General features: G+C 33.8%; 26 protein-coding genes and 3 tRNA genes. 18 read left to right on the top strand and 11 right to left on the bottom strand.

Going from position 1 to position 25,853, the window contains the following annotated elements:
* The first annotated feature begins 1,098 nt into the window (after positions 1-1,098).
* From thrS to rplT, 4 genes are all read left to right on the top strand, one after another.
* Positions 1,099-3,045, top strand: a complete 1,947-nt coding sequence (gene thrS / locus BC962_RS14045) for a threonine--tRNA ligase (RefSeq protein ID WP_121346809.1) — start codon at positions 1,099-1,101, stop codon at positions 3,043-3,045.
* Between the two features lie 58 nt (positions 3,046-3,103).
* Positions 3,104-3,619 carry a translation initiation factor IF-3 gene (gene infC / locus BC962_RS14050; RefSeq protein WP_083932938.1) on the top strand — a complete coding sequence of 172 codons (516 nt, stop codon included), beginning with the start codon at positions 3,104-3,106 and terminating at the stop codon, positions 3,617-3,619.
* 27 nt (positions 3,620-3,646) lie between these two features.
* Positions 3,647-3,844, top strand: a complete 198-nt coding sequence (gene rpmI, locus BC962_RS14055) for a 50S ribosomal protein L35 (protein WP_034924937.1) — start codon at positions 3,647-3,649, stop codon at positions 3,842-3,844.
* A 107-nt stretch (positions 3,845-3,951) separates the two neighbouring features.
* The gene (gene rplT / locus BC962_RS14060; RefSeq protein WP_121346666.1) at positions 3,952-4,296 is read left to right on the top strand and encodes a 50S ribosomal protein L20; all 345 of its coding nucleotides are present in this window, start codon (positions 3,952-3,954) and stop codon (positions 4,294-4,296) included.
* Between the two features lie 304 nt (positions 4,297-4,600).
* Here rplT and BC962_RS14065 read toward each other — a convergent pair whose 3' ends face one another.
* From BC962_RS14065 to tgt, 6 genes are all read right to left on the bottom strand, one after another.
* The gene (locus BC962_RS14065; protein WP_245984224.1) at positions 4,601-5,860 is read right to left on the bottom strand and encodes an asparagine synthetase B; all 1,260 of its coding nucleotides are present in this window, start codon (positions 5,858-5,860) and stop codon (positions 4,601-4,603) included.
* Positions 5,861-5,981: 121 nt separating this feature from the next.
* Positions 5,982-7,544: a replicative DNA helicase gene (gene dnaB, locus BC962_RS14070; RefSeq protein WP_121346668.1), complete on the bottom strand. Its 1,563-nt coding sequence runs from the start codon at positions 7,542-7,544 to the stop codon at positions 5,982-5,984.
* Between the two features lie 166 nt (positions 7,545-7,710).
* Complete coding sequence (locus BC962_RS14075) at positions 7,711-8,664, bottom strand: acetyl-CoA carboxylase carboxyltransferase subunit alpha (RefSeq protein ID WP_121346669.1); 954 nt, start codon at positions 8,662-8,664, stop codon at positions 7,711-7,713.
* Positions 8,665-8,723: 59 nt separating this feature from the next.
* The gene (locus tag BC962_RS14080; RefSeq protein ID WP_121346670.1) at positions 8,724-9,635 is read right to left on the bottom strand and encodes a DMT family transporter; all 912 of its coding nucleotides are present in this window, start codon (positions 9,633-9,635) and stop codon (positions 8,724-8,726) included.
* Positions 9,622-10,698 (bottom strand): LptF/LptG family permease, encoded by a 1,077-nt coding sequence (locus tag BC962_RS14085; protein WP_121346671.1) that lies wholly within the window; start codon positions 10,696-10,698, stop codon positions 9,622-9,624. The genes BC962_RS14080 and BC962_RS14085 overlap by 14 nt, the downstream gene beginning before the upstream one ends.
* A 1-nt stretch (position 10,699) precedes the next feature.
* The gene (gene tgt / locus BC962_RS14090) at positions 10,700-11,830 is read right to left on the bottom strand and encodes a tRNA guanosine(34) transglycosylase Tgt (RefSeq protein WP_121346672.1); all 1,131 of its coding nucleotides are present in this window, start codon (positions 11,828-11,830) and stop codon (positions 10,700-10,702) included.
* Positions 11,831-12,006: 176 nt separating this feature from the next.
* On the opposite strand from tgt, the gene BC962_RS14095 reads away from it, so the two are divergent.
* The 3 genes from BC962_RS14095 (at position 12,007) to BC962_RS14105 (ending at position 14,563) form a co-directional block, all read left to right on the top strand.
* Entirely contained in the window at positions 12,007-12,852 is an 846-nt protein-coding gene (locus tag BC962_RS14095; RefSeq protein WP_121346673.1) for a transketolase, read from the top strand.
* Between the two features lie 40 nt (positions 12,853-12,892).
* On the top strand, positions 12,893-13,846 hold the full coding sequence (locus tag BC962_RS14100) for a transketolase family protein (protein WP_121346674.1): 954 nt from the start codon (positions 12,893-12,895) through the stop codon (positions 13,844-13,846).
* A gap of 120 nt (positions 13,847-13,966) precedes the next feature.
* Entirely contained in the window at positions 13,967-14,563 is a 597-nt protein-coding gene (locus tag BC962_RS14105; protein WP_121346675.1) for an outer membrane beta-barrel protein, read from the top strand.
* Positions 14,564-14,621: 58 nt separating this feature from the next.
* On the opposite strand, the gene BC962_RS14110 is transcribed toward BC962_RS14105, so the two are convergent.
* A complete protein-coding gene (locus BC962_RS14110) occupies positions 14,622-15,572 on the bottom strand; it encodes an FKBP-type peptidyl-prolyl cis-trans isomerase (RefSeq protein ID WP_245984226.1) in 951 nt (316 codons plus the stop codon).
* 75 nt (positions 15,573-15,647) lie between these two features.
* Here BC962_RS14110 and BC962_RS14115 point away from each other — a divergent pair, with 75 nt between their 5' ends.
* Genes BC962_RS14115 through BC962_RS14125 form a run of 3 tightly spaced genes read left to right on the top strand, consistent with a single transcriptional unit; the run spans position 15,648 to position 17,152 of the window.
* On the top strand, positions 15,648-16,067 hold the full coding sequence (locus tag BC962_RS14115) for an RNA-binding S4 domain-containing protein (protein ID WP_121346676.1): 420 nt from the start codon (positions 15,648-15,650) through the stop codon (positions 16,065-16,067).
* Positions 16,064-16,648: a methyltransferase domain-containing protein gene (locus BC962_RS14120; RefSeq protein WP_121346677.1), complete on the top strand. Its 585-nt coding sequence runs from the start codon at positions 16,064-16,066 to the stop codon at positions 16,646-16,648. The genes BC962_RS14115 and BC962_RS14120 overlap by 4 nt, the downstream gene beginning before the upstream one ends.
* A 3-nt stretch (positions 16,649-16,651) precedes the next feature.
* A complete protein-coding gene (locus tag BC962_RS14125; RefSeq protein ID WP_121346678.1) occupies positions 16,652-17,152 on the top strand; it encodes a phosphoribosyltransferase family protein in 501 nt (166 codons plus the stop codon).
* On the opposite strand, the gene BC962_RS14130 is transcribed toward BC962_RS14125, so the two are convergent.
* Positions 17,144-17,665 carry a shikimate kinase gene (locus BC962_RS14130; protein ID WP_121346679.1) on the bottom strand — a complete coding sequence of 174 codons (522 nt, stop codon included), beginning with the start codon at positions 17,663-17,665 and terminating at the stop codon, positions 17,144-17,146. The genes BC962_RS14125 and BC962_RS14130 overlap by 9 nt on opposite strands.
* A gap of 121 nt (positions 17,666-17,786) precedes the next feature.
* Between BC962_RS14130 and BC962_RS14135 the strand changes: the two genes are divergently transcribed.
* The 3 genes from BC962_RS14135 (at position 17,787) to BC962_RS14145 (ending at position 18,126) form a co-directional block, all read left to right on the top strand.
* Positions 17,787-17,859, top strand: a tRNA-Lys gene (locus BC962_RS14135).
* A gap of 42 nt (positions 17,860-17,901) precedes the next feature.
* Positions 17,902-17,974, top strand: a tRNA-Lys gene (locus BC962_RS14140).
* Between the two features lie 68 nt (positions 17,975-18,042).
* Positions 18,043-18,126 (top strand) — tRNA-Leu (locus BC962_RS14145).
* Positions 18,127-18,168: 42 nt separating this feature from the next.
* Here BC962_RS14145 and BC962_RS14150 read toward each other — a convergent pair.
* Positions 18,169-18,618 carry an RDD family protein gene (locus tag BC962_RS14150; protein ID WP_121346680.1) on the bottom strand — a complete coding sequence of 150 codons (450 nt, stop codon included), beginning with the start codon at positions 18,616-18,618 and terminating at the stop codon, positions 18,169-18,171.
* A gap of 235 nt (positions 18,619-18,853) precedes the next feature.
* Between BC962_RS14150 and BC962_RS14155 the strand changes: the two genes are divergently transcribed.
* Genes BC962_RS14155 through BC962_RS14175 form a run of 5 tightly spaced genes read left to right on the top strand, consistent with a single transcriptional unit; the run spans position 18,854 to position 23,664 of the window.
* Complete coding sequence (locus BC962_RS14155) at positions 18,854-19,753, top strand: MerR family transcriptional regulator (RefSeq protein ID WP_121346681.1); 900 nt, start codon at positions 18,854-18,856, stop codon at positions 19,751-19,753.
* Positions 19,753-21,219: a phytoene desaturase family protein gene (locus BC962_RS14160; protein ID WP_121346682.1), complete on the top strand. Its 1,467-nt coding sequence runs from the start codon at positions 19,753-19,755 to the stop codon at positions 21,217-21,219. The genes BC962_RS14155 and BC962_RS14160 overlap by 1 nt, the downstream gene beginning before the upstream one ends.
* Positions 21,216-22,055 (top strand): phytoene/squalene synthase family protein, encoded by an 840-nt coding sequence (locus BC962_RS14165; RefSeq protein ID WP_121346683.1) that lies wholly within the window; start codon positions 21,216-21,218, stop codon positions 22,053-22,055. Before BC962_RS14160 ends, BC962_RS14165 begins: the two co-directional genes overlap by 4 nt.
* Positions 22,055-22,504, top strand: a complete 450-nt coding sequence (locus BC962_RS14170) for a sterol desaturase family protein (protein WP_121346684.1) — start codon at positions 22,055-22,057, stop codon at positions 22,502-22,504. The genes BC962_RS14165 and BC962_RS14170 overlap by 1 nt, the downstream gene beginning before the upstream one ends.
* A gap of 23 nt (positions 22,505-22,527) precedes the next feature.
* Positions 22,528-23,664 carry a lycopene cyclase family protein gene (locus BC962_RS14175; RefSeq protein ID WP_121346685.1) on the top strand — a complete coding sequence of 379 codons (1,137 nt, stop codon included), beginning with the start codon at positions 22,528-22,530 and terminating at the stop codon, positions 23,662-23,664.
* Here the strand turns inward: BC962_RS14175 and BC962_RS14180 are convergent.
* Positions 23,656-24,216: a TlpA family protein disulfide reductase gene (locus tag BC962_RS14180; RefSeq protein WP_121346686.1), complete on the bottom strand. Its 561-nt coding sequence runs from the start codon at positions 24,214-24,216 to the stop codon at positions 23,656-23,658. The two genes, BC962_RS14175 and BC962_RS14180, sit on opposite strands and share 9 nt — an antisense overlap.
* A 54-nt stretch (positions 24,217-24,270) precedes the next feature.
* Positions 24,271-25,029, bottom strand: a complete 759-nt coding sequence (locus BC962_RS14185) for an XRE family transcriptional regulator (RefSeq protein ID WP_121346687.1) — start codon at positions 25,027-25,029, stop codon at positions 24,271-24,273.
* Between the last annotated feature and the right edge of the window lie 824 nt (positions 25,030-25,853).

The raw sequence follows: 25,853 nt of genomic DNA on the forward strand, positions 1-25,853 counted from the left end.
TTCTTCTAGTCTTAATTCTTATCTTTTGGTTTCTTCTGTTATTCTTGCGAACAACATTGAAACGCGCTGTCAATTCAATATATCAATGAACATTTCCCATCTGCCCTTGCGGGCATCTTCCCAAAGGGAAGAATCAAATGGACTCTTGTTGAAATAAAAGGAGTTGAACCTCTTTATCTTATACCCTACCTCGGGATCTCATGTCAATAACTTTTCGTGAACTTTACTACCGCTCAAAGCGGCTGCAAATATACAATGCTTTTTCTTTACCAACCAAAACTATTTGAAGTTTTTTTTAGTTAAATTTTTAAGAACTTTCACTCTCAAAATTTACATCGTATTCTCACTAATCAAGGAACTTTTTGTACCGCTAAACGCGGCTGCAAATATACCAACTTTAATTTCATTCCAGCAAACTTATTTCAAACTTTTTTTTAGTTAAATTTTAACCTTAAAAACGCTCGTGTCTCCCAGTATACAATGAACTTCACCTCCCAAATCAACTACTCGTTGATCGCTTAGCGGGTGCAAATATACAGTTCTTTTATCTTCCTACGCAAGTTTAATAAAAATAATATCAAATTATTTTCAACTTCTTCTTCAAAAAGCGGGGCACTAAAATACAATTTTTTTCTAATTAATTACAAATCAGATCAATAAAATTTTTTAACCTCAGTTTCGGTTTATTAAATCTTTAGAATTTTAATAACTAAAAATAGAAATGCTTCTTCTCTTTATATATACTTGAATTCGGCTTTAGCAAAATCCCCTATAATACTTCATGCTTTGAATAAAACAATTAAACCACTCCTATATATAATAGAGTACTATTCTATCTTTTTTTTAAATCCAACTTTTGTGTTAGGGATTGAAACAGCATCCTTTTGGCGATTTGGAGAAATACTATTATATATAATAGAGTGAATTTATTTACTCTATTATATATAATAGTATTTAGAATTGCCAAAAGATATCGTGGATAGCCCGACCCTGATCTTTTGATCGGGGTAACACCCAGATAATATTCATGAATATATAGACCTAGTATATTGTGCAACCGCATTTAACCTATTATCTTTGCTTTCTTAATATATGGAAATGATAAAAATAAGTTTGCCAGATGGCACTGTTAAAGAATTTGAGAGTGGAGCTACTCCTATGGATGTAGCTAAAAGTATTAGTGAAGGTTTCGCTAGAAATGTGATTTCAGCAAAATTTAATGATACAGTGGTAGAATCCTCTACCCCTCTTACAACCGATGGCAGTCTTATATTATATACTTGGAATGATAAAGATGGTAAAAAGGCTTTTTGGCATTCTACTTCTCATGTTATGGCGCAGGCTATTGAACAATTATATCCAGGATCTAAATTAACCATAGGACCAGCAATTGAAAATGGTTTTTATTACGACGTTGATTTTGGAGAGCAGAAAATTTCTGAAAACGATTTTAAGAAGATAGAAGGGAAAATGTTGGAGATAGCTCGTGGGAAACATGAGTTTAGTATGAGATCTTCTACTAAAGCGGAAGCTTTGTCTTATTATAAGGATCAAAATAATCCTTTTAAAGTTGAGCTTATTGAAAATTTGGAAGATGGCACTATCACTTTTTGTGACCATGATAGCTTTACAGATCTATGCCGTGGTGGTCATATTCCGAATACCGGAATAATAAAGGCCGTTAAATTGATGAGTGTTGCCGGAGCTTACTGGAGAGGAAATGAAAAAAACCCTCAATTAACCAGAGTTTACGGAATTTCATTTCCGAAGCAAAAGGATCTAAAAGAATATTTAGAACTTCTAGAAGAAGCAAAGAAACGTGATCACAGAAAACTTGGAAAAGAATTACAGCTTTTCACTTTTTCACAAAAAGTTGGGCAAGGTTTGCCTTTATGGCTTCCTAAAGGCGCAGCATTAAGAGAGCGTTTAGAAAATTTCTTGAAAGCAGCTCAGAAAAAAGCTGGTTACGAAATGGTGATCACTCCACACATTGGTCAAAAAGAACTTTATGTGACCTCTGGTCATTATGAAAAATATGGAGCAGATAGCTTTCAGCCAATCCTCACTCCTAATGAAGGAGAGGAATTTTTGCTAAAACCAATGAACTGCCCACATCACTGTGAAATTTACAACTCGGCTCCATGGAGCTATAAAGATCTTCCGAAGCGTTTTGCAGAATTTGGAACGGTTTATAGATATGAACAAAGTGGTGAATTACATGGTTTAACCCGTGTTCGAGGTTTTACTCAAGATGATGCTCATATTTTTTGTACTCCGGATCAATTAGATTCTGAATTCAAAAAAGTAATAGACCTTACCTTATATGTATTTGAATCTTTAGGATTCGACGAATTTACCGCACAGGTTTCACTAAGAGATCCAGACAATAAAGAAAAATACATAGGAAGTGATGATGTTTGGGAGAAAGCCGAAAATGCAATCTTATCTGCAGCAAAAGAAAAAGGGCTTAATTATGTTGTAGAAACCGGAGAAGCAGCATTTTACGGTCCAAAATTGGACTTTATGGTAAAGGATGCTTTAGGAAGAAGCTGGCAACTTGGCACAATCCAAGTTGATTATAATCTGCCAGAACGATTTGAACTGACATATAAGGGAAGTGACAATGAAATGCATAGACCAGTAATGATCCATAGAGCTCCATTTGGTAGTATGGAACGTTTTGTAGCTGTTCTTTTAGAAAACACTGGAGGGAATTTCCCTCTTTGGTTAACACCTGAGCAAGCTATTGTACTCTCTCTCAGTGAGAAATATGAAAAATACTCACAAAAAGTTTTAGATTTGCTTGAAAATGACGAAATTCGCGCCGTGTCTGATGACCGAAGCGAGACCATTGGAAAGAAAATAAGGGATGCTGAAATGAGCAAAGTACCTTATATGCTGATTATTGGAGAGCAAGAGGAGAAAGATGGTACAGTTTCTGTACGAAGACATGGGGAAGGTGATATTGGCACAATGCTAATAGAAGACTTCACCAAATTAGTAAAAAACGAAATCAAAAAAACGCATAAAGCGTTTGAAGTATAATTAAAATTAGACAGCCATAGCAATACGTAGAAAAAGATCGAAGCGACCGCTAAGAGAAATTAAAGAAGACCAACACCGCATTAACGGAAAAATCCGAGCAGAAGAGTTACGCCTTGTTGGCGACAACATCGAGATGGGAGTATATCCTACTTCCAAAGCCATGGAATTTGCTGAAGAGCAAGGTTTAGATCTTGTGGAAATATCTCCTAATGCAAAACCACCAGTTGCAAAGGTAATGGACTATAAGAAGTTTCTTTATGAACAAAAGAAACGTGAAAAAGTCTTAAAGGCGAAAGCCAGTAAAGTGGTGGTTAAAGAAATTCGATTTGGTCCACAAACCGATGATCATGATTATGAATTCAAAAAGCGTAATGCTGAGAAATTCCTAAAAGACGGAGCTAAATTAAAGGCTTTTGTATTCTTTAAAGGGAGATCTATTGTTTTTAAAGATCAGGGTCAGATATTACTTCTTCGTCTTGCACAAGATCTAGAAGAAATTGGAAAAGTGGAACAGATGCCGAAGTTGGAAGGAAAACGTATGACTATGTTTCTCTCTCCTAGAAAAACGAAATAAGAACGTTAATTATAAAATTACACGAGCATGCCTAAAATGAAGACAAAATCCAGTGCCAAAAAGCGTTTTAAGCTTACAGGTACAGGTAAAATTAAAAGAAAGCACGCGTTTAAAAGTCATATCTTAACAAAGAAGTCTAAAAAACGTAAGCTTGCTCTAACGCATAGTACTTTAGTACATACTGCAGATGAGAAAAATATCAAAACTCAACTACGTTTAAAGTAGATTGAAATTTTTGATGGTTTAAACTATTTAAAAACCCTGGAGTTGCGCAATGAAAGTATTCAGAATTAATAATTTATGAATCGCCTTCTTCAAAAACAATTAAAATTATGCCAAGATCAGTAAATTCAGTTGCGAAGAGAGCCAGAAGAAAAAAGGTTCTTAAGCAAGCAAAAGGTTACTTTGGACGTCGTAAAAACGTTTGGACAGTAGCAAAAAATGCGGTTGACAAAGCAATGTTATATGCTTATAGAGACCGTAAAACCAATAAAAGAAATTTCCGTTCTCTTTGGATCGTGCGTATTAACGCTGGAGCTAGAATGCACGGGATGTCTTATTCTCAGTTTATGGGAGGTTTAAAATCTGCAAAAATCGATTTAAACCGTAAGGTTTTAGCCGATCTAGCGATGAACCATCCAGAAGCATTTGGAGCTATAGTTAACAAAGTAAAATAATATTTTTCACGATTAACGTTCTTATATATTCAAAAGCCCGCTCTAATAGAGCGGGCTTTTTTATTGGTTTTTTTTTACTATCATTTTTCACTAAAGTATTAATGTGGGTTACATTAAATCTTAAATTTTAAATTTTAAATAAGACAGATTCATTTGGACTTGAAATTCTTCGCTAAGTTCTATATGAAATTCAGAATGAAATTGAACGGGATTTAGGAAACCCGAAATGCTGAAATAAATTCAGCATGACAATCAATTCGCTATAATAGTTAGGGAAAAGAGGAATTCTAAAAGATTTAATGAACTAAGTCTTCTGTTTCTTTTTCTTTGCCGCTGGGAATAAAACGTTATTTAAGATTAGTCTATAACCCGGAGAAGTTGGATGTAATTCCAACTCTGTCTTAGGATCTCCTACTCTATGTTGATAGTCTTCCGGATCATGCCCTCCGTAAAATGTAAAAAAACCACGGCCTTTGATTCCATGAATATAACGAGCTTCCTCATTCAGTTTATTTTCAGCAAGTACTAAAATATTAGACTTTAAAGTATTTCTATTAAAAGCAGTTGTTTGTCCCATGAAGCCTTTCACCAACATTGTATGATTTTGATTTAACATCGTAGGAATAGGATCCCATTTGGCAGAAAATTCCATTAAAGTGAAATAATCTGTATTCATAGCTACTTGCCTTTTTTCTGTCATATCTATAGATGAGAACTCATATACCATTGGGTTTCGTTCTAAAATAAAATTTGTGAAAGCAAAGGTATTCTCAAAATCTATCTTAGATTGATAGCCTGCTTCACTAGGATCTCCATCAAACATTGGCTCTGCTATATCTACTCCTTCGGCTGCGAGAGCAATATCAAAACTATCTGTTGCGCTACACATAGCAAACATAAATCCGCCACCAATTACATAATCTCTGATCTTTAAAGCTACAGCTAGTTTTTCTTCAGAAACCTTAGAATAACCTAATTTAGCAGCTAAGGCTTCAGCATCTTGCTTTTCTTTTATATACCATGGCGTAGCCCTATAATTTTTATAAAACTTGCCATACTGTCCTGTAAAATCTTCATGATGCAAATGTAGCCAGTCATATAAAATAAGGGCATCACCCAACACTTCTTCATCATAAATAGTCTCATATGGAATTTCAGCATAGGTTAATACCATGGTTACAGCATCATCCCAAGGTTTGTTACCAGTTGGCGAGTAGACCGCAATTTTTGGTGCTTTCTCTAAAATCACTGCTTCCATATTCTTAGAGGGACTTTGAATTTCTTCCAATATAGATTCTGACATTGAATCACTCAAAACCTCAAAAGAAACACCTCTTATTTTACATTCTCTTCGTAAGGTTTCTGTATCTGAAATAAGAAAAGAACCTCCCCTATAATTAAGTAACCACTGAACGCTTAAATTATTCTGAAGCGCAAAATAGGTGATCCCGTAGGCTTTTAAATGATTTTCTTGGGTTTCAGCATCCATCGGGATTAATATCTGAGATGCTTGTATTTGAAAGGAGACAAAAAATAAACCCAGTATAAAAAATGATTTTTTCATACTGGGCGGTAATTGGCAACTATATTGGCTGGAATAGAATACACTATCAACACAACATGTAGGTTTTTTTACTAAATATAATTTGGATAGTAGGACTATTAAGTAGTCATAAATTTTATTTTTAAAATGGCACGTCGTTGTCATCATCACTAAAGTCATCATTCATTGAGCTTCCGAAAGCTTCGTCTGCTGAAGGACTAGGCAATTTACCTCCACCAAAAGGATCTTCGTTCCCACCAGCTTCATTCATTTTTGAATGAAATTCACCGAATGGGGAATCAAAGTCGTCTAAGTTATCAAATTTTCCGAGATGACCAACAAATTTCAAACGGACACTCTCCAAGCCACCATTACGGTGTTTAGCCACTATAAATTCTCCTTGCCCTGCAGTTGGAGATCTTTCTTCATCATCCCACTCATCAATTTTATAATATTCTGGGCGGTAGATAAACGATACAATATCGGCATCTTGCTCAATCGCTCCAGATTCCCTCAAATCACTTAATAATGGTCTTTTACTTCCTCCACGAGTTTCCACCGCACGAGATAGTTGCGAAAGTGCTATAACAGGTATCGCTAATTCCTTTGCTAAAGCTTTTAAATTTCGAGAAATTGTAGAGATTTCTTGTTCCCTATTACCACCTTTAACAGAGCTCCCAGCAGTCATTAATTGCAAGTAATCTACCATGATCATTTTTATACCATGTTGAGAAGCCAAGCGTCTTGCCTTTGCTCTAAGATCGAAAATGGATAAAGATGGAGTATCATCTATAAATAATGGAGCTTTCTCCAAATCTTTAACCTTTACATTTAGTTGCTCCCACTCATGGGTTTCTAAATTCCCTGTTCTTAATTTTTCTGAAGACAATCCTGTTTCAGAAGAAATTAATCTAGTTATAAGTTGTACTGCAGACATCTCCAAAGAAAAGAAAGCTACAGGTATATTATGTCCTACAGCAATATTTCTAGCCATGGATAATGTTAATGCCGTTTTACCCATACCTGGACGAGCAGCAATGATAATTAAATCACTTGGCTGCCAACCAGAAGTAAGTTTATCCAGCCTATCGAAGCCAGAAGGCACACCACTTAAACCTTCTTTATTGGAAATTTCCTGAATCCTATTTTTTGCTTGGATAACCAAACTATGAGCAGTTTCCGAAGATCTTTTTATATTCCCCTGAGTTACTTCATACAATTTGGATTCAGCTGTATCTAAAAGATCAAAAACATCGGTTGACTCATCGTAAGACTGTTCAATTATTTCGTTTGAAATTTTTATAAGACTTCGTTGAATATATTTCTGAAGAATGATCCTTGCATGGAACTCAATATGTGCAGAGGAAGATACTTTTTGAGTAAGCTGAATAAGATAATACTCTCCTCCTGCCTTGTCTAAATTTCCATCCTTACGCAATTGATTAGAAACGGTTAATAAGTCAATCGCTTCGGTATTTTCAAAGAGTTTATAGATCGCCTCATATATTAATTTATGAGATGTTTTATAAAACACGTCCGAGTGTAGAATATCTATAATTTCATCTACCCCTTTTTTATCAATCATCATAGCTCCAAGCACAACTTCCTCTAAATCAACAGCTTGAGGAGGAATTTTACCTTTTTCAAGACTCACCACATTGCCTTGGCCATATTTTAGTTGTTGGGGGATTGTAACTTTTTCCATACTACGAATGTAAATAATTTGTTAAGATATCCTTAATTAAATCAGGACAACTTAGTTCACAGGTAGTGAACATTTTACCTGTTGATAACTTAATATTTTTGTTGATAAGGCCAAAAAAATCCGAAGTTATTACCTCGGATTTTTTGAAAGAGTGACTAAGAAAGAACTAATCTTTAAAAACCCCCATATTTGAATATTTATCCATTCTCTTATTCACCAAATCTTTTGGTGATAAGTTTCGGAACTCCTCAAAAGAAGCTAAAATTGTATTTTTTACCGTATTAAAAGTTTCTTCTCTATTGCTATGTGCTCCTCCAAGTGGCTCCTTAACAATTTCGTCTATTAACTTTTGCTTCAGCATATCTTTTGCTGTTAGCTTTAAGGCATCTGCAGCAACTTCTTTATATTCCCAGCTTCTCCATAATATTGAAGAACAAGATTCCGGAGAAATAACAGAGTACCAAGTGTTCTCTAACATTAACACCTTATCTCCTACTCCAATTCCTAATGCTCCACCACTTGCACCTTCTCCTATAATTACCACGATAATTGGAACTTTTAGGCGTGTCATTTCTAATATATTTCTTGCAATGGCTTCCCCTTGACCTCTTTCTTCTGCTTCCAGTCCTGGGTATGCTCCTGGAGTATCTATAAAAGCTACCACTGGAACTCCAAATTTCTCGGCAGATTTCATTAAGCGTAATGCTTTACGATATCCTTCGGGATTTGCCATTCCAAAATTGCGATATTGTCGTGTTTTGGTATTGAAACCTTTTTGTTGACCCACAAACATAAAGCTCTGGTCACCAATTTTACCTAGACCACCAATCATTGCTTTGTCGTCTTTTACATTTCTATCCCCATGAAGTTCAAGAAAAGTATCACCACAAATTGCTTTTATATAATCTAAGGTATAAGGTCTATTAGGATGTCTTGAAAGCTGAACACGTTGCCATGCTGTAAGATTCTTATAGATCCCCTTTTTAGTCTCTATTAATTTCTTTTCAATTTGTTTACAGGTAGCAGTAACATCCACTTCACTTTCTGCTCCAATATTACAAGCTTTCTGGTACTGTTCCTCTAACTCTTTAATGGGTAATTCAAAATCCAAATATTCCATATTAAGTTATTCTGTTTTAATTAGCCTACAAATATAACAAACTTTAAAAGGAAGAATTCCTAAGATATCTTATTAATTTTTCGTTTTGTTTTAAGATAGCCATTCAGTATAACAGTAGATAGAATTATCAAGGCTCCATAATAGAATTGAGGGTTCATTTGCTCTTTACTACCAAAGACTAAAAATGCTAAAAATATGCCATAAACCGGCTCTAAATTAATGGTGAGCATGATGGTATAAGGACTTAGATGCTTCATCACTGCTACTGCGGCAATAAAGGCATAGGCGGTGCATATGGAAGCGAGAATTAATAAATACCACCAATCTTCAGAAGAAAGAGAGAAAAAAGCAAGATTAAAGCCATTATCTCCTCCACTAATGAAAGAGCTGAAACCTAAATAAGTACTTATTGCGACCACTCCTGTTAAAAGCTCGTAAAATGAAATTACAGAAGGAGCAGTATCCTTTATCAATTTCCCATTCATTAAAGTAAAAACAGCAGATAAAAAAGCGGAAATCAAACCTAAGATGATCCCTAAGGTATATTTAGTTTCCACCTGAAATATTATATATAATCCCACGATAACTAATAATCCAAACAGGATCTCGTAACCTACAAACTTACGTTTGTAGAAAATAGGTTCTAAAATAGAAGTAAAAAATGCACCTGTAGAAAGAAGTGCTAAAGTAATTGATACGTTGGATACTTTTATTGCGCCGAAAAATGTTAACCAGTGCAAGGCGATCACAAGTCCTGCAATTACAAGAATTGCTAGTTTTCGCTTGGAAACCTTAAGATTACGCTTCTTCCATTTAATGTATAAGAAGATAAATCCGCTGGCCAGCAACATCCTGTACCAAACTAATGGGACAGCATCTAAAGAAATTAATGCTCCTAATACTGCGGTGAAACCCCAGATAAATACAATAACATGAAAATGTAGGTAACTTTTAAGTTTATCGTTTAGCATTGATCAACAGATAAATAGCTAAAATCCCAAAAGTAACGTTGGGAAACCAAACTGCGATCAATGGTGAAAAAGTAGATTGCTCTGCCAATGTTCCAAAAACCTTGTCGAAAAATATGAAAATAAAAGCCAAGGAAATTCCTAAAGCCAGGTTTACTCCCATTCCTCCTCTTCTCTTAATAGATGAAACTGCAACAGCAATTATAGTAAGTATAAATGCTGAAACTGGCAAGCTCCACCTCTTATAAGCCACCACCAAATACCTGTTCATGTTTCCTGAGCCCCTTCTGGATTCTTGCTCTATAAAATCGTTGAGCTCATTGTAATTAAGTGTTTCTGCGATATAAGTTACAGGAGTTAATTCATCAAATTCGAATGGGAGAATGGTATCTAAAGACCTTTCATGAAAAATTTGATCGGCTTCGTCCCCAATAATTCTCTTATCAAAATTGCTTAAAGTATAAGTGCTATCTGCTTCATTATATTGTAATCTAGAAGCACTTAATTTAAACGTCAATTTATTTCCTTCAAAATGTTCTAAAGTGAAATTTCTGGCAGATTTAGTTTTAGGCTGAAAATTACTTGCATAAATATACTCATCATCATTAATCTGCCTATACACATCACTCGTCTCTTGGACTTCTCCCCCTTTTTTAAGGTATTGATATTTAAATTCATTAAAACCTTTACTTGCTCTAGGCGCTAAATACATACTTAAAACCAAAGCTCCAACACAAACGATACTTGCACCTATTAAATAAGGTCTTAAAAACCTCCAAAAAGAAACTCCACTACTTAAAAAAGCAATGATCTCTGTGTTATTAGCCAGTTTTGAAGTGAACCAAATTACCGATAGAAATAAAAATAAAGGAAAAAGTAGGTTTGCAAAATAAATTGTAAAATCTAAATAATATGCCGCTACTTCTATAAAAGGTACTTCATTTTCCAAGATCTTATCGATCTTTTCTGCAAGATTTACAGTAATACCAATAGGTATAAACAGAAGCAACATCAGGATAAAGGTTCCCAGATAGCGTTTTAATATGTACCAGTCTAATATCTTCAACTTACAGTCGCTTATTCATTTGTTGTACCATCATATTTTTCCAGCTTGCAAAATCTCCAGCTAAGATATGTTTTCTAGCTTCACGCACCAACCAAAGGTAAAATCCTAAATTATGTATGGTAGCAATTTGTTTCCCTAATAATTCATTAACCGTAAACAGGTGTCTTAGATAAGCTTTAGAATATTCTGTATCTACGAATGTAATGGCCATATCATCTATTGGAGAGAAATCATCATGCCATTTTTTATTCTTTATATTAATGGTTCCATGTGCGGTAAATAGCATCCCATTTCTTGCATTTCTAGTAGGCATCACACAATCGAACATATCTATTCCCAAGGCAATGTTCTCCAAAATATTAATTGGAGTTCCCACACCCATTAGATATCTTGGCTTATCTTCAGGTAATACAGCGGTCACCACTTCAGTCATCGCATACATTTCTTCTGCTGGTTCCCCAACAGATAATCCACCAATTGCATTCCCCTCTGCTCCTACAGAAGCTATATATTCCGCAGATTGTTTCCGCAGATCTTTATAAGTACTTCCTTGCACAATTGGAAAAAAGGCTTGACTATAATCATATTCAAACGGAGTTTTTTCTAAATGTGTGATGCATCTATCCAACCATCTATGCGTCATGTGCATAGAACGTTTTGCATATTTATAATCGCAAGGATAAGGTGTACATTCATCAAAAGCCATGATAATATCGGCTCCAATAACACGTTGAATTTCCATTACATTTTCTGGAGTAAACGTATGATAAGATCCATCTATATGAGACTTGAATTTTACCCCACTTTCTTTAATCTTTCTTCTTTCTGAAAGGGAGTAGACTTGGTACCCACCACTATCTGTAAGTATACTTCTATCCCAATTCATAAATTTATGAAGCCCACCAGCTTTTTTTAAGATCTCGGTTTGAGGTCTTAAGTATAAGTGGTAGGTATTCCCTAAAATTATATCTGGATTTATATCTTCTTTTAATTCTCTTTGGTGTACCCCTTTCACAGAACCAACGGTTCCTACGGGCATAAAAATTGGTGTTTCAATAACACCATGATCTGTGGTAACTTTTCCCGCACGAGCATTACTCTGAGGGTCTTTAGCTAAAAGGTCAAACTTCATAATATATTTTAAATAGCTGCAAAGATACTTAAGTAAAGCTCATATAAAAGAGACAAGATTTTAAAAATTGTTAGCTATTACATACAAATCGTTGATAACTGGCATCTTCTAACTTTGTGATACGTATTTAAAAACTTATTTTTGCAGCATTCAAAAAAATAACAACACAACACACAATGCCACACACTAAAGAATTAGAAAATTTTGTAACCCAGGTTCGCCGGGACATTTTAAGGCAAGTTCACAAAGTAAATTCAGGTCACCCTGGAGGATCTCTAGGCTGCGCCGAGTTTTTCACAGCTCTCTATCAAGAGGTGATGGATTATAAAAGTGATTTTAATATGAACGGAATAGATGAAGATCTTTTCTTTTTGTCTAACGGGCATATTTCTCCAGTATTTTATAGCGTTTTAGCGCGAAGCGGATTTTTCCCAGTGGAAGAACTAAATACTTTCAGATTAATAAATTCAAGATTACAAGGGCATCCTACAACTCATGAAGGTTTGCCGGGAATTCGTATTGCATCTGGTTCTTTAGGGCAAGGTCTCTCTGTAGCAATTGGAGCTGCGGAAGCAAAAAAACTGAATAAAGATTCTCATTTAGTATACACCTTACATGGAGATGGGGAATTACAAGAAGGGCAGAATTGGGAAGCTATCATGTATGCCGCTGGTAATAAAATAGACAATCTTATTTCTACTGTAGATGTAAACGGACAACAGATTGATGGGGCTACAGATCAAGTTTTACCAATGGGTAATATTAAAGCAAAATTTGAAGCTTTTGGATGGGATGTTCTAGAGGTAAAAGAAGGAAATGATATTTCTAAAGTTATAGAAGGTTTAAATGAAGCTAAAAGCAGAACCGGAAAAGGAAAACCGGTATGTATCTTAATGACAACCGTAATGGGTCATGGAGTGGACTTTATGATGCATACGCATAAATGGCATGGAGTAGCTCCTAATGATGAGCAATTGGAGAATGCTTTAGCGCAGAACCCTGAAACTCTTGGAGACTATTAATTTTAATTGCTATTTCTTTTAGAAATATTATTCAGACAAAATGAAAAAATACACAAATACAGGAAATAAGGATACGAGATCTGGTTTTGGAGCAGGTTTAACCGAGCTTGGGAAAAATAACGAAAATGTTGTTGCACTTTGTGCAGATCTTACTGGTTCATTAAAAATGGACGATTTTAAAAAGAATCATCCTGAACGTTTCTTTCAAATAGGGATCGCTGAAGCAAATATGATTGGTATTGCAGCTGGGATGACTATAGGAGGAAAAATACCGTTTACAGGAACATTTGCTAATTTCTCTACAGGGAGAGTCTACGACCAGATTAGACAAAGTGTTGCATATTCTGGTAAAAACGTGAAAATATGTGCTTCTCATGCAGGAGTTACTTTAGGTGAAGATGGAGCTACTCACCAAATCTTAGAAGATATAGGCTTAATGAAGATGCTACCTGGAATGACGGTAATTAACACATGTGATTACAACCAGACTAAAGCGGCTACACTTGCAATTGCAGAATTTGAAGGTCCTGTTTACTTAAGATTTGGGCGTCCAAAAGTGGCAAATTTCACACCTGAAGACGGGAAATTTGAAATTGGAAAAGCGGTTAATTTAACTGAAGGAACCGATGTTACTATCATTGCAACGGGACATTTAGTTTGGGAAGCTTTACAGGCTGCTGAACAATTGAATGAAAAAGGAATAAGCGCTGAAGTAATTAACATACATACTATTAAACCTTTAGATGAAGATGCTATTTTAGCTTCTGTAAAAAAGACTGGATGTGTTGTTACAGCTGAAGAACATAACTTCCTAGGAGGTTTAGGAGAAAGTGTTTCAAGAACCTTGGTTGAAAACTTCCCAGCTCCACAAGAGTTTGTTGCCACTAAAGATACCTTTGGTGAAAGTGGAACTCCTGAGCAATTAATGGAAAAATACGGATTGAATGCAGAAGCAATTGTAACGGCATCAGAAAAAGTATTGAAACGTAAATAAAATTAAAAAGTTTATATTTTAAACCCTTCAATCCTAGTGGTTGAAGGGTTTAATGTTTTTAAAAGGAAATAAATGGTATATTTTCTGCGTTATCCATAATCAAAATAAAAAACACAACTTATGAAAAAATTAATTGTTCTTGGCCTTATTTTAATTGGAGGTTCGGCTATGGCTCAAGCCACTTATGGAATAAAAGGAGGTCTTAATTATGGTGCAACTGGAGACTATGAGAATTACGGCCAGGTTATAGGAGATGCTTCAACAGTAGTAGATGGAAAAGAAAAGACCGGATATCATTTAGGAGGCTTTGCAAAACTGGAATTCCTTGGAATATTCTTACAACCTGAAGTTGTATATACTAGACTTAATACAGATTATGGCCAATTTGATTATAATATAGACAAGATCGATGCGCCGGTTTTGGTAGGAATAAACGTATTAGGACCTTTAAATATTAAAGCTGGACCCTCTTTTCAATACGTCCTAAAAAATGAATTAGAGAATACTACTCTTTCTATCTCAGAAGTAGAAAATGAGATCACTGTGGGATATCAACTTGGAGCAGGATTAGAATTCGGGAATCTAGGTTTCGATGCTAGATATGAAGGAGCTTTTAAAGAAAATAATGCTTTTGGAGAGGCGGCATCAGACCAGAACTTCAAAATAGACTCAAGACCTTCACAATGGATCTTAAGTGTTTCCTATACTCTTAATTAGAGTTTAGAAATAGAAATAAAAAAGCCACGAAAAATTTCGTGGCTTTTTTTATATTCAATTAGATAGCATTTACATTTTCAAACTCGTCTTCATCAAGATAGTTTGGTATTCCGTTACCATTCGTATCCGGGAAAGTTATTGTACCATCCTCATTTACTATTATTTCATCCCTAGTTAAAGTACCATCACCATCATCATCTACATCTATAAAATTTGGTAAGGTATCTTCATCAGAATCATCGTTAGATACTATTCTATCGTTATCCAGGTCTTCTAAGTATGAAGGAATTCCATCTTGGTCGTGATCTGCTTGATTTACTTTGTATAACTGAAAGCTAAATATCAAAGGACTATATGCTGGAATATTTTCACGTGCATTATTAAAATAAGCCAAGCCTGAAGGTAAGAATACTGCTCCTACTCCATAGTCGTCGGTAAATTTTACTGTATTATCGTCATTCACTTCAAAATTTGAAGCTCCTCCAAATTCAACCAATGCTTCTGTTATAGCTACAACTGCAAGACCTGAATTTGCTTGGGTCAAGGTTCCTGGATGATCAAACCAAACAGGGTTTGTGGTATTATCAAAAGAGATCTCATTCAATAACTCCCCTTTATAATTCTGAAAAGTAGAATCTGCAAAAGTAGGATGCGCTCCAACTCCTTCTCTTATTTTCAGAATATAGATAGTATAATCCACCTCGTTACGAGTAACGATCTTTGTTGATAATAAATCTGAATCTATAAGAGGGGTTTTATCTGCATTCGCCTCGTCTATAGAATCGAACTTTATTTTGTAATCAAAACCCTCTGCTGGGTTCTGAAAATCTTCTTCGTTATAAAAATGTGTTTGCAAATAGGCAATTAATGCTTCATCATCTTCAATGGCTTGTTCTCCACGATCTCTTACAGGAACCACTTCAGTATCATCATCATCGTCTTTTTTACAGGATATTATAGAAATGCTCGTAAGCACCATTAAAATAAACAACTTTGTCAATCTCATCATTAGGTAAATTTAAGGCGGCAAGATACAATAATCTTGTATTTTTGCTTAGGATTTAGACAGATTTAAGAAGCTAATATGAGAGTTGATAAATTTTTATGGTGCGTTCGGTATTTCAAAACAAGAAGTTTAGCTACTAACGCATGTAAAACAGGGAAAGTTAAGATAAAAGGGGCAAATGTTAAACCTTCTAGAGAGGTGTTTCCGCAAGATAAAATCACTATTAGAAAGAATCAGATAAATTATGAAATTGAGATTCTTGATGTTCCCACAAGTAGATTAGGCGCTAAGTTAGTTGGTCTTTACATTAATGATATTACACCTAAGGAAGCTTTTGAAAAAATGGAACTGCTTAAATACTCCAAAGATTACTACCGAAAAAAAGGAGTAGGAAGACCAACAAAAAAGGACAGAAGGGATATAGACGATTGGTTTGAAGAAAAAGCAGAAGAAAAGGAAACTAAAGTTGAGGACAAAGAGCAAGATCTAAAAGAATGAAATTAGACGAAAACTATTGGGCAACCCGTTACAAGGAAAATAGGATAAAATGGGATATTGGAGAAGTCTCTACCCCTATTAAGGAATATATAGACCAATTAGAAGATAAATCCTTGAAAATTCTAATCCCAGGTTCAGGGAACTCTTATGAAGCAGAATATTTGCATCTTCAAGGTTTTAAGAACGTCTTTGTTATAGACATTGCAAGAGAACCCTTAGAAAATTTAAAAAACAGAACACCCAATTTTCCTGAAGAACATTTGATACAAAACGATTTTTTCGAATTGAATATGCAATTCGATCTCATTTTAGAGCAAACGTTCTTTTGCGCTTTAAATCCTTCACTTAGACCTAAATATGTTGAAAAAATGAAGGAACTATTATTCCTCAATGGTAAATTAGTAGGTTTGTTTTTCAATTTCAAACTAACTACATCTGGTCCTCCTTTTGGTGGTAGCGCAGAAGAATATCTGGAATTATTTCACCCACATTTTAAAATATTGCAACTAGAAGATTGTTATAATTCTATTTCTCCAAGATCCGGGAATGAATTGTTTTTTATCTTTAAAAAAATTAAATAATCTATGCCAACCTCAAACAAGATCCTCAACAACGAGCAAATTCAGCATAAAATAAAACGTATTGCCTATCAGATCTACGAAAGTAATATAGATGAAACGGAGCTTATTTTGGCGGGAATTGCTAAAAGTGGGTTCGTTTTTGCAAATAGACTTAAAACAGTATTGGAAGAAATTTCCGATTTAAAAATTATTTTGTGTGAAGTTAAATTAGATAAGAAAAATCCTTTAGCTGGTGTAAAAACTTCTTTAACCGCGACAGAATATCAAAATAAGTCTATCGTCTTAATAGACGACGTATTAAACTCGGGCACAACTTTGATATATGGAATTAAACATTTCCTAGAAGTGCCCTTAAAACAGTTTAAAACGGCTGTGCTTGTGGATAGGAGCCATAAAAAATACCCTGTAAAAGCAGATTTTAAGGGAATTTCTTTATCCACCTCGCTTAATGAAACCGTAAAAGTGAATTTTTCTATTGGCCGAGATAAAGTAGAATTATTTTAATTTATCGGCAATTTCGTTAGCAATTTCATTTGGAGTACGGTTTTCTACATTTACCACTAGATTAGCTTGATTATAGTAGTAACCACGCTCAAACAAATGCTTTCTCACAAAATCTTCAAGATCATCCTCTGTCTCCAAATGGCTTATCATTGGCCTTTGTGATTTTTCTTTGAACAATCTTTTCACTAAAAACTCAACCGAAGCTTTTAAATACACCATTTTGGATTCCGGGAAATTCTTAATAAGATCTAAATTGGTTCCATAGCAAGGGGTGCCTCCACCTAAAGCTACTATAAGATCATTTGGGTCTTCGAGTACATCTTCTAATATTCGGGTTTCCATTCTGCGGAAATATAATTCCCCTTTAAATTTAAAAATCTCAGGAATAGTCATTTCCTCAATTAGAGAGATTTGTTCGTCTATATCGATAAGCGGATAAGCTAATTTAGTGGATAATTTTTGTGAAATCACAGATTTGCCTGATCCCATATATCCTGAAAGAAATATTTTCATGCTGAAAAAGAGGTGTTTAGAAATTAATTTGAAACATTTGCAAATTTATGTCAATTTCCTCTTGAAAAATAAATTAATGATAGTATATTTGCACCCGCATTTGCAAAACAATGCAAGTAATGATTTGGTAGCTCAGTTGGTAGAGCATCTCCCTTTTAAGGAGAGGGTCCTGGGTTCGAGCCCCAGCCAGATCACTAAATTTTTGGATTTATTTCCAATATGTTCTTTTTAATTAAGATTTGGTAGCTCAGTTGGTAGAGCATCTCCCTTTTAAGGAGAGGGTCCTGGGTTCGAGCCCCAGCCAGATCACTAAATTTTAGTTCTTACTAAAATTATTTCCGCAGCCCTTAGGAATTCAATTTCGAAGCGCGCAATTTGCCCGGGTGCTGGAATTGGTAGACAGGCATGGTTGAGGGCCATGTGTCCATTAGGGCGTGCGGGTTCAAGTCCCGCTCCGGGTACTATTTAACTTCCACCCCTTTTCAAATTTTTTTTTCTAGTTTTTATTTTTTCTCTTTCGTGTAATTTTCTACGACAAGGGTCTCTGTTATTTTATCATATAAATTTTGATTCTCTTTATCCCATAACAACCATATTAGGGGAATAATTAAAAAACCACCCAGGTATTTTAGTAATTCACGTATAGCACCATCTGATGCGAATTGATATTCTTCTCCAGATTTGGAAGAAATCACTTTAAGCCCTAAAATTTTGTGCCCTAAATTACCCGAAAATAGTGGGTAAAAGATAAATCCTGTTAGTATAGATGCGAGAGCCGAATAAAGAAATTCATCAACATTAATTTCTCTATTTAAATAGTCATCTATAGAATTCCCTAAGATTTTATAATATCCCAGTACTATAATGGCATATATAATTCCTTCAAACAAATGGGCTAAAAGGCGCTTTCCTTTAGATGCTATTTTATATTGAAACACGTAATCTTCGGGCATGTTACTATTAAATTAATTGGATTTGAGAATGAGTACAAAAATATCATTTATTAAAGGATAACATACTTAAATCTAGGCTGAAAAGGAGATCACATCTTATGGTTTATAAAAGTCCGTAAATTCAATGCAATTATTTTGTTTAATTATTTAACATAAAGATTAAACAATTTAACATTACATCAAACATATCCCTTAATATTTTATGTAGATTTGTTTATCTTGCTTCAAGCATCCTATGGAACATATAAAACAGAATTTCAGCATAAAAGATTTAGAGCACCTTAGCGGTATTAAAGCTCATACTATAAGGATCTGGGAGAAGAGATATAATATTCTCTCCCCAAGTAGAACTGATACCAATATTAGAACCTACGATCTAGAGAGTTTACAGAAAATTTTAAATGTAACTTTCTTAAATGGTCACGGCTACAAGATCTCCCGAATTGCCAAATTAAGTGATTCTGAAATTGGAAAAATGGTTAAAGAGGTCGCTGCCACCGCAAGCGAAGAAAATAGAGCCATAAATTCTTTTAAGATCGCGATGGTGAATTTTGATTCGAATTTATTTCATAAAACCTATATGAATCTCTTGGATACTAAAAGTTTTAGAGAGATATTTTTAGAGATCTTTATTCCACTACTAAATGAAATAGGTCTTTTATGGCAAACAGACACTATCAATCCAGTGCACGAGCATTTTTTAGTGGGTTTAATTAAACAAAAGCTGTATTTAAATATTGCACAACTGGAAAGCTCTAATAGTTATGAGGGGGAGGATTTATACGTTCTCTTTTTACCCGAAAATGAGATTCATGACCTAGGGATATTATATTTAAATTATGAGCTTAATTTTCATCATAAAAAAACTATTTATCTTGGACCAAGCATGCCCTTAAATGATATGAGATATCTTTTAGACATTCATCCAAACCCAACCTTTATTAGCTACTTAACGACTGAACCTAGAGAACTTTCTGAATTTATAAAAGAGTTTGACACTGTTTTATGCAAAAATCTAAAGGTGGAATTGAATCTGTTTGGAAGTAAAATTCAAACTATAGATCCAAACACTCTATCCCCACATATTAAAATATTTAAGTCTATTCCAGAATTCTCAAATCAATTTTCGAATTAATGAGTAAAACGGTAAGCATAATAGGTTCTGGTTTTGCATCTCTTGCTGCGGCTTCTTACCTAGCAAAAGATGGGTACAAAGTTTCTGTTTATGAAAAAAATGCAGACTTAGGTGGACGTGCAAGGCAATTAAAAAAAGAAGGTTTTACATTCGACATGGGTCCTTCTTGGTATTGGATGCCAGATGTATTCGAGCGATTCTTTGCCGATTTCAATAAGGCTCCATCAGATTATTATAAGTTAGAGAAATTGAAACCAGCTTATAAAGTGTTTTTTGAAGCTGGTAAAAGCATTACTATAGAAGATACCTTAGAAAAAATTTATTTAGCCTTTGAAGAAGAGGAAAAAGGTAGTTCTAAAAAACTTAAAAAGTTTATAGACCAAGCTCAAAGCAACTATAATATTGCAATAAAAGACCTTGTATATAGGCCAGGTGTTTCTCCTATAGAACTTATTACTCCGGCGACTATTAAAAAAATAGGTCAATTCTTTGGTACAATTGCAGGAGATGTAAGAAAAGAATTTAAGAATAAAAATCTTGTTCAGATATTAGAATTTCCAGTGTTATTTTTAGGCGCAAAACCAAGTGATACCCCATCTTTCTATAGTTTTATGAATTATGCCGACTTTGGATTAGGAACATGGCATCCCCAAGGAGGAATGAATAAAGTGATCCAAGCTATGATCTCTTTGGCTAAATCTTTAGGGGTTGAATTTTTTACAAATGCTTCAGTAGAAAAAATCAATGTTTCTAAGGGAAAAGCAGAAAGTATTTCTGTAGAGGGAAGAAAGATACCATCGGATATTATTTTAGCCGGCGCAGATTATCATCACAGTGAAACTTTATTGGAACCAAAGTATCGCCAATATTCTGAAAAATATTGGGCGAAAAAGACCTTTGCTCCATCCTCATTACTTTTTTATGTTGGTTTCAGTAAAAAAATTGATAACATAGAACATCATAATTTGTTTTTTGATGTCGATTTTGAAGCGCATGCTCAAGACATTTACGATTCTCCTAAATGGCCAAACGAACCACTTTTCTACGCTAATTTTACCTCTGTTACAGATAATACCACCGCGCCAGAAAATTGCGAAAATGGATTTTTCCTTATTCCTTTAGCTCCTGGGTTGGAAGATACGGAAGAATTGAGAGAAGAGTACTTTGAAAAGATTATTACGAGATTTGAAAAACTCACGAATCAAGAGGTAAGAAAATACGTTATATTTAAAGAATCGTTTTGTGTTAACGATTTTATTAAAGATTATAATAGCTATAAAGGAAATGCTTACGGTATGGCAAATACCCTGTTGCAAACCGCTTTTTTAAGACCCAAATTAATGAGTAGTAAAGTAAAAGGCTTGTTTTTTACTGGGCAGCTAACCGTTCCTGGTCCTGGAGTTCCTCCAGCACTTATTTCAGGAAAATTAGTGTCTGGACTTATTCATAAAGAATTTACCATATGAAATCAATATTTGACTCAGTTTCACGAGCCTGTAGCCAAACGGTAACTAACGCGTATAGTACCTCTTTCTCGATGGCTACTAAAATGCTAGCTCCTTCAATTAGACAGGATATCTATAATATTTATGGATTTGTAAGATTTGCAGATGAAATTGTAGATTCTTTCCATGATTATAATAAAGAACAATTACTTGAAGATTTCACTCAGGATCTTTACAAGGCGATAGATAACAAAATAAGTTTAAACCCCATTATAAATTCATTTCAGGAAACTGCGCATAAATATAAGATCGCACCAGAGCTTTACAATGCTTTCTTAAAAAGCATGAAATTAGACTTACATAAATCCACTTACCTTACTCAAGAAGATTATAAGGAATATATTTATGGTAGTGCAGATGTTGTTGGCCTCATGTGCTTAAGAGTCTTTGTAAAAGGTGATAATAAAAAATATCTGGAATTAAAAGATTCTGCAATGAGTTTGGGATCGGCATTTCAAAAAGTTAATTTTCTAAGAGATCTAAAAGCAGATTTTGAAGATCTTAGCAGAAGCTATTTTCCAGGTACAAATCTGGCAGCCTTAGATGAAGTTAGCAAGCAAAAGATTATTTTTGAAATTGAAGAAGATTTTAAAGCAGGATTAAAAGGTATTGCCAAATTACCTGTAGAAGCAAAATTTGGAGTTTATACAGCTTATATTTACTACAGTAAGTTATTGAATAAATTAAAAAAAGTGCCGTCTTTGGAAATTAAGAACAAGCGCATAAGTGTACCTAATTATCAAAAAGCCGGATTACTTGCAAAATCTTATATCTCATATAGATTAAACTTAATATAATGGAACTCATACTTTGGATCGTAATTTTTATTGCTACTTTCTTAATGATGGAAGGAATGGCATGGTTTACTCATAAATATGTAATGCATGGTTTTTTGTGGAAATTGCATCAAGACCACCACAAAAAGGATCACAGTCACTGGTGGGAAAGGAACGATCTTTTCTTTGTTTTCTACGCAGTTGTAAGTATCACTTTCTTTCTTTTGTGGCGTTATGATGACCTTTGGATAGGTTTGCCAATAGGACTAGGTATACTAGCTTACGGAATTGCTTATTTTATGGTTCATGATATTTTTATTCACCAGCGATTTAAAATATTTAGAAACGCAAATAATAAATATGCGAAGGGAGTTAGAAGAGCACACAAAATGCATCATAAACATTTAGGAAAAGATGAAGGTGAATGTTTTGGAATGCTTTGGGTACCTTTCAAATATTTTAAGAAGTAAATTCATTTTAACACCCCGATCTATTGCCACAAAAATTCGATTATATTATTATTGGAAGTGGCTTAGCGGGACTTCAGTTAGCCTATGCACTTAGCAAGGATCCCTATTTTTTAAAACTAAAAATTGCTATAATAGATCCTTCTTTAAAAGAAACCAATGATAAAACTTGGTGTTTTTGGGAAAAGGGGATTGGAAAATGGGATGAGATAATTTACAGCACTTGGAATCATGGTAAATTTATTTCCTCAGAAGCCAATATAGAATTAAAATTAGATCCGTATTCCTATAAAATGTTGAGATCTTTAGATTTCTATAGTTTCATAAAATCAGCATTAAAGTCCAAAACCAACTTTCATTTTATTTTAGATGAGATCGTGGAGATAGATGAAATAAGTTCTATAGCTACAGGAAAAGAAGGCAATTATATTGCGAGTCATTTTTTTGATAGCCGAATTGACTCTAGATATTTAGAAGATTCTAAATCAACTAAAATTTTTCAACATTTTAAAGGATGGCATATTAAAACAAAAACACCTGTTTTTGATAAGTCTACTTTTACGATGATGGATTTTAGGATAAAATTTCCAGAAAGCACCAGCTTTACATATGTATTGCCTTTAAATGAAAGTGAAGCACTATTAGAATATACATTTTTCACCCCATTTCTTACTGAAGATCCTGTTTATGATACTTACCTAAAAAGGTATATAAAAGAAATACTTAAAATTGATGAGTATGAAATCCTAGCAACAGAAAAAGGAGTGATCCCTATGACAGATCATAATTTTCATGATGCAAGTAGTTCCAAAGTTACTAAAATAGGCACAGCTGGTTCTTGGGTAAAGGGCTCTACAGGATATTCATTTAAGCACACAGAAAAAAAAATAGCCCAATTAATCGCTAACCTGAAATTTGGGAAGGAACCTAGAGATGGATTAATAAACAATCGCTTTAGATGGTATGATGCTATTTTTTTAGATGTTTTAAATAGAAATAATGAACAAGGAGAAGAACTATTCTCTAAATTCTACTCAAAAAACAGTCCTCAGGCAATATTCAAGTATCTAGATGAGGAAACAAATATATCTGAAGAGCTAAAAATTATGTTTAGCCTGTATGATCCAGAATTCGTACGCTCCTTTTTTAGAAAATTATTCTAACAGAAGTTTATCTAAAGTGTTTCTAAGACTTTCACTATTCCAATCTGCCGCACCAACCTTTTTAATAACGATAGCGCCATTTTTGTCTATTAAATATGTGGTAGGTAGCGTATTTCCATTTAATGGCTCTGGAGCTTCACTTAAAGGCCTGTAAGCAGGAAGGGAATATTTCTTTCGGTTTAAAAAGCCTTTTACTGTTTCATGATCTTCAGAAGAAACAAATAAGAACTCTACTTTATCTTTATAATCTCTATATAATAGCTCAAAACTTGGCATTTCTGCAATACAAGGAGGACACCAGGTAGCCCAGAAATTTACAAGTACTACCTTATTCTCTAAAGAAGTTAATTCTAATCTATCCTTATTGTTCTTTTCCAAAGCCCAATTATAATCTGCCAAGGATTCTCTCTCCTCTTCAGAAGTAACAGATGGACTAAAAGCTAATAACTTATTTACAAAGATCTGTATAGGTTTACGTGTGCCGGGAATGATCATTGCGAGAATTACTACAGCAATAATAATATTTGACCATTGATTTTTAAAAAGCTTCATCTTTATATATTCTTGTAACTAATTGGACTCAAAAATTAGTACCAAAGTTACCATCTATTTTTCAAGACTGCTTAGTTTTCTATTCAATTTAAATAATTCCTTTTTTAAAAAATCTATGGCTTCCTCCATATTCTGGATCTTGCCCTTAGAGGCAATTTGATGATGAGGAATCATTACACTACTAATTTTTCCACGTACAACCATGGCCTGGTAAATCTCTGACTTACGAATTTTCTTAAGTTGATCTGGTTCCAGCTGATTATCACTTTCTAAAAGTAAAAAATCTGTATTATTATCTAAACGAATACGTTTAATTAATATACCGCTTTCGGTTACTAGTAAGATTAAAGATCCGTCCAAAATATTATCTATTTTAGGTTGATCTTGACAAATTAGCACATCTCCAGAAAGCAAGGTTGGCGTCATACTATCTCCAGCTACTTCAAACAATTTTTGCTCATAAGCTGGGTTAAATCCAGGGATCCTATACCAATCTGCTACTTCAAAACTATTTTCCTTATGGAAATTTTTAATAAAACCGGCGTGAGCAGATGCTTTAATAAGAGGGATAAAACCATTGGAAGGATCAATCCTTATTAAATATTTATCTCCTTTTAATATAAAATCTGTAGTTACATTATATAATTTGCTCAAATTAATAATATGGTCTACTGCTATCCCGTTTTGAGAATTTTCAATTAAAGAATATGCTGCTTGCGAAATAAATAATTTTTCAGCTACTAAAGATTGTGAATAACCATTTTGTTTACGCAGGGCTTTAATTCTTTCTCCGATAAATGCTCTTTTAGTCATTATCAATATTGCTTGGTGGTTAATAAATTTGAGTTGAAAATGCATCAGCAAGGTCGACAATTAAAGGCGAAAGAAATATGGTTATAATGAATAATGATAAAATTGAGTGAGAGCAGTCATAAAATTGTTAATTTTATGTTAAATAGAAATATTTGACTTGACAAATATTTCTATAATTTCTACTTTCATATAGAAAATTAACTACAATGGAATATGATGATGCAGTCTAATTAGTTAATAATCAGTTTTTTAAAAATGTTTAAATAAAAAAAAAGTGCAGCATGCAATTTATGATTACAGATGGTAACTAAATGTTAAAATGCATTAAGTTAAATGGCAAAAACTAAAAATTTTTATTTATGGACTAACATTTTAATCAAATTTTATACTTAATTATTATAAATAAATTGGTTACGCAATTGTAGGGTGTTGTTTAACTAATTGAAAGAAACTCGGAAATTTATTTTCGAGTTTTTTTATTGTGTTGGATGTCAATATGATAAGAGTTTTTATAATTAATTGCAATATATTTAATATTATTTTAATAATTCATAGTTATATTGCATATATGTTAATTACATGTTAAAAATTGTTAATGCTTTTTTTAAGCCTAATTAATTCATAAATTTAATTTTTAATTTTTAATTGTTAATGGCAATTTCACTTGATTTTACAATCCCTACCTTCTGAAATCAGGTTATTTCGAATTAAACATTATTCGAAATTGAACTAAACATAATTACATTTTTTAATAGTCTAGGTATACAAAAGTATTTTATGTATACAGATTTGTGTGTTTCATTTATTATGATTCACAAGATTAT

The sequence above is a fragment of the Gillisia mitskevichiae genome (assembly GCF_003634585.1).
GTDB lineage: Bacteria > Bacteroidota > Bacteroidia > Flavobacteriales > Flavobacteriaceae > Gillisia > Gillisia mitskevichiae.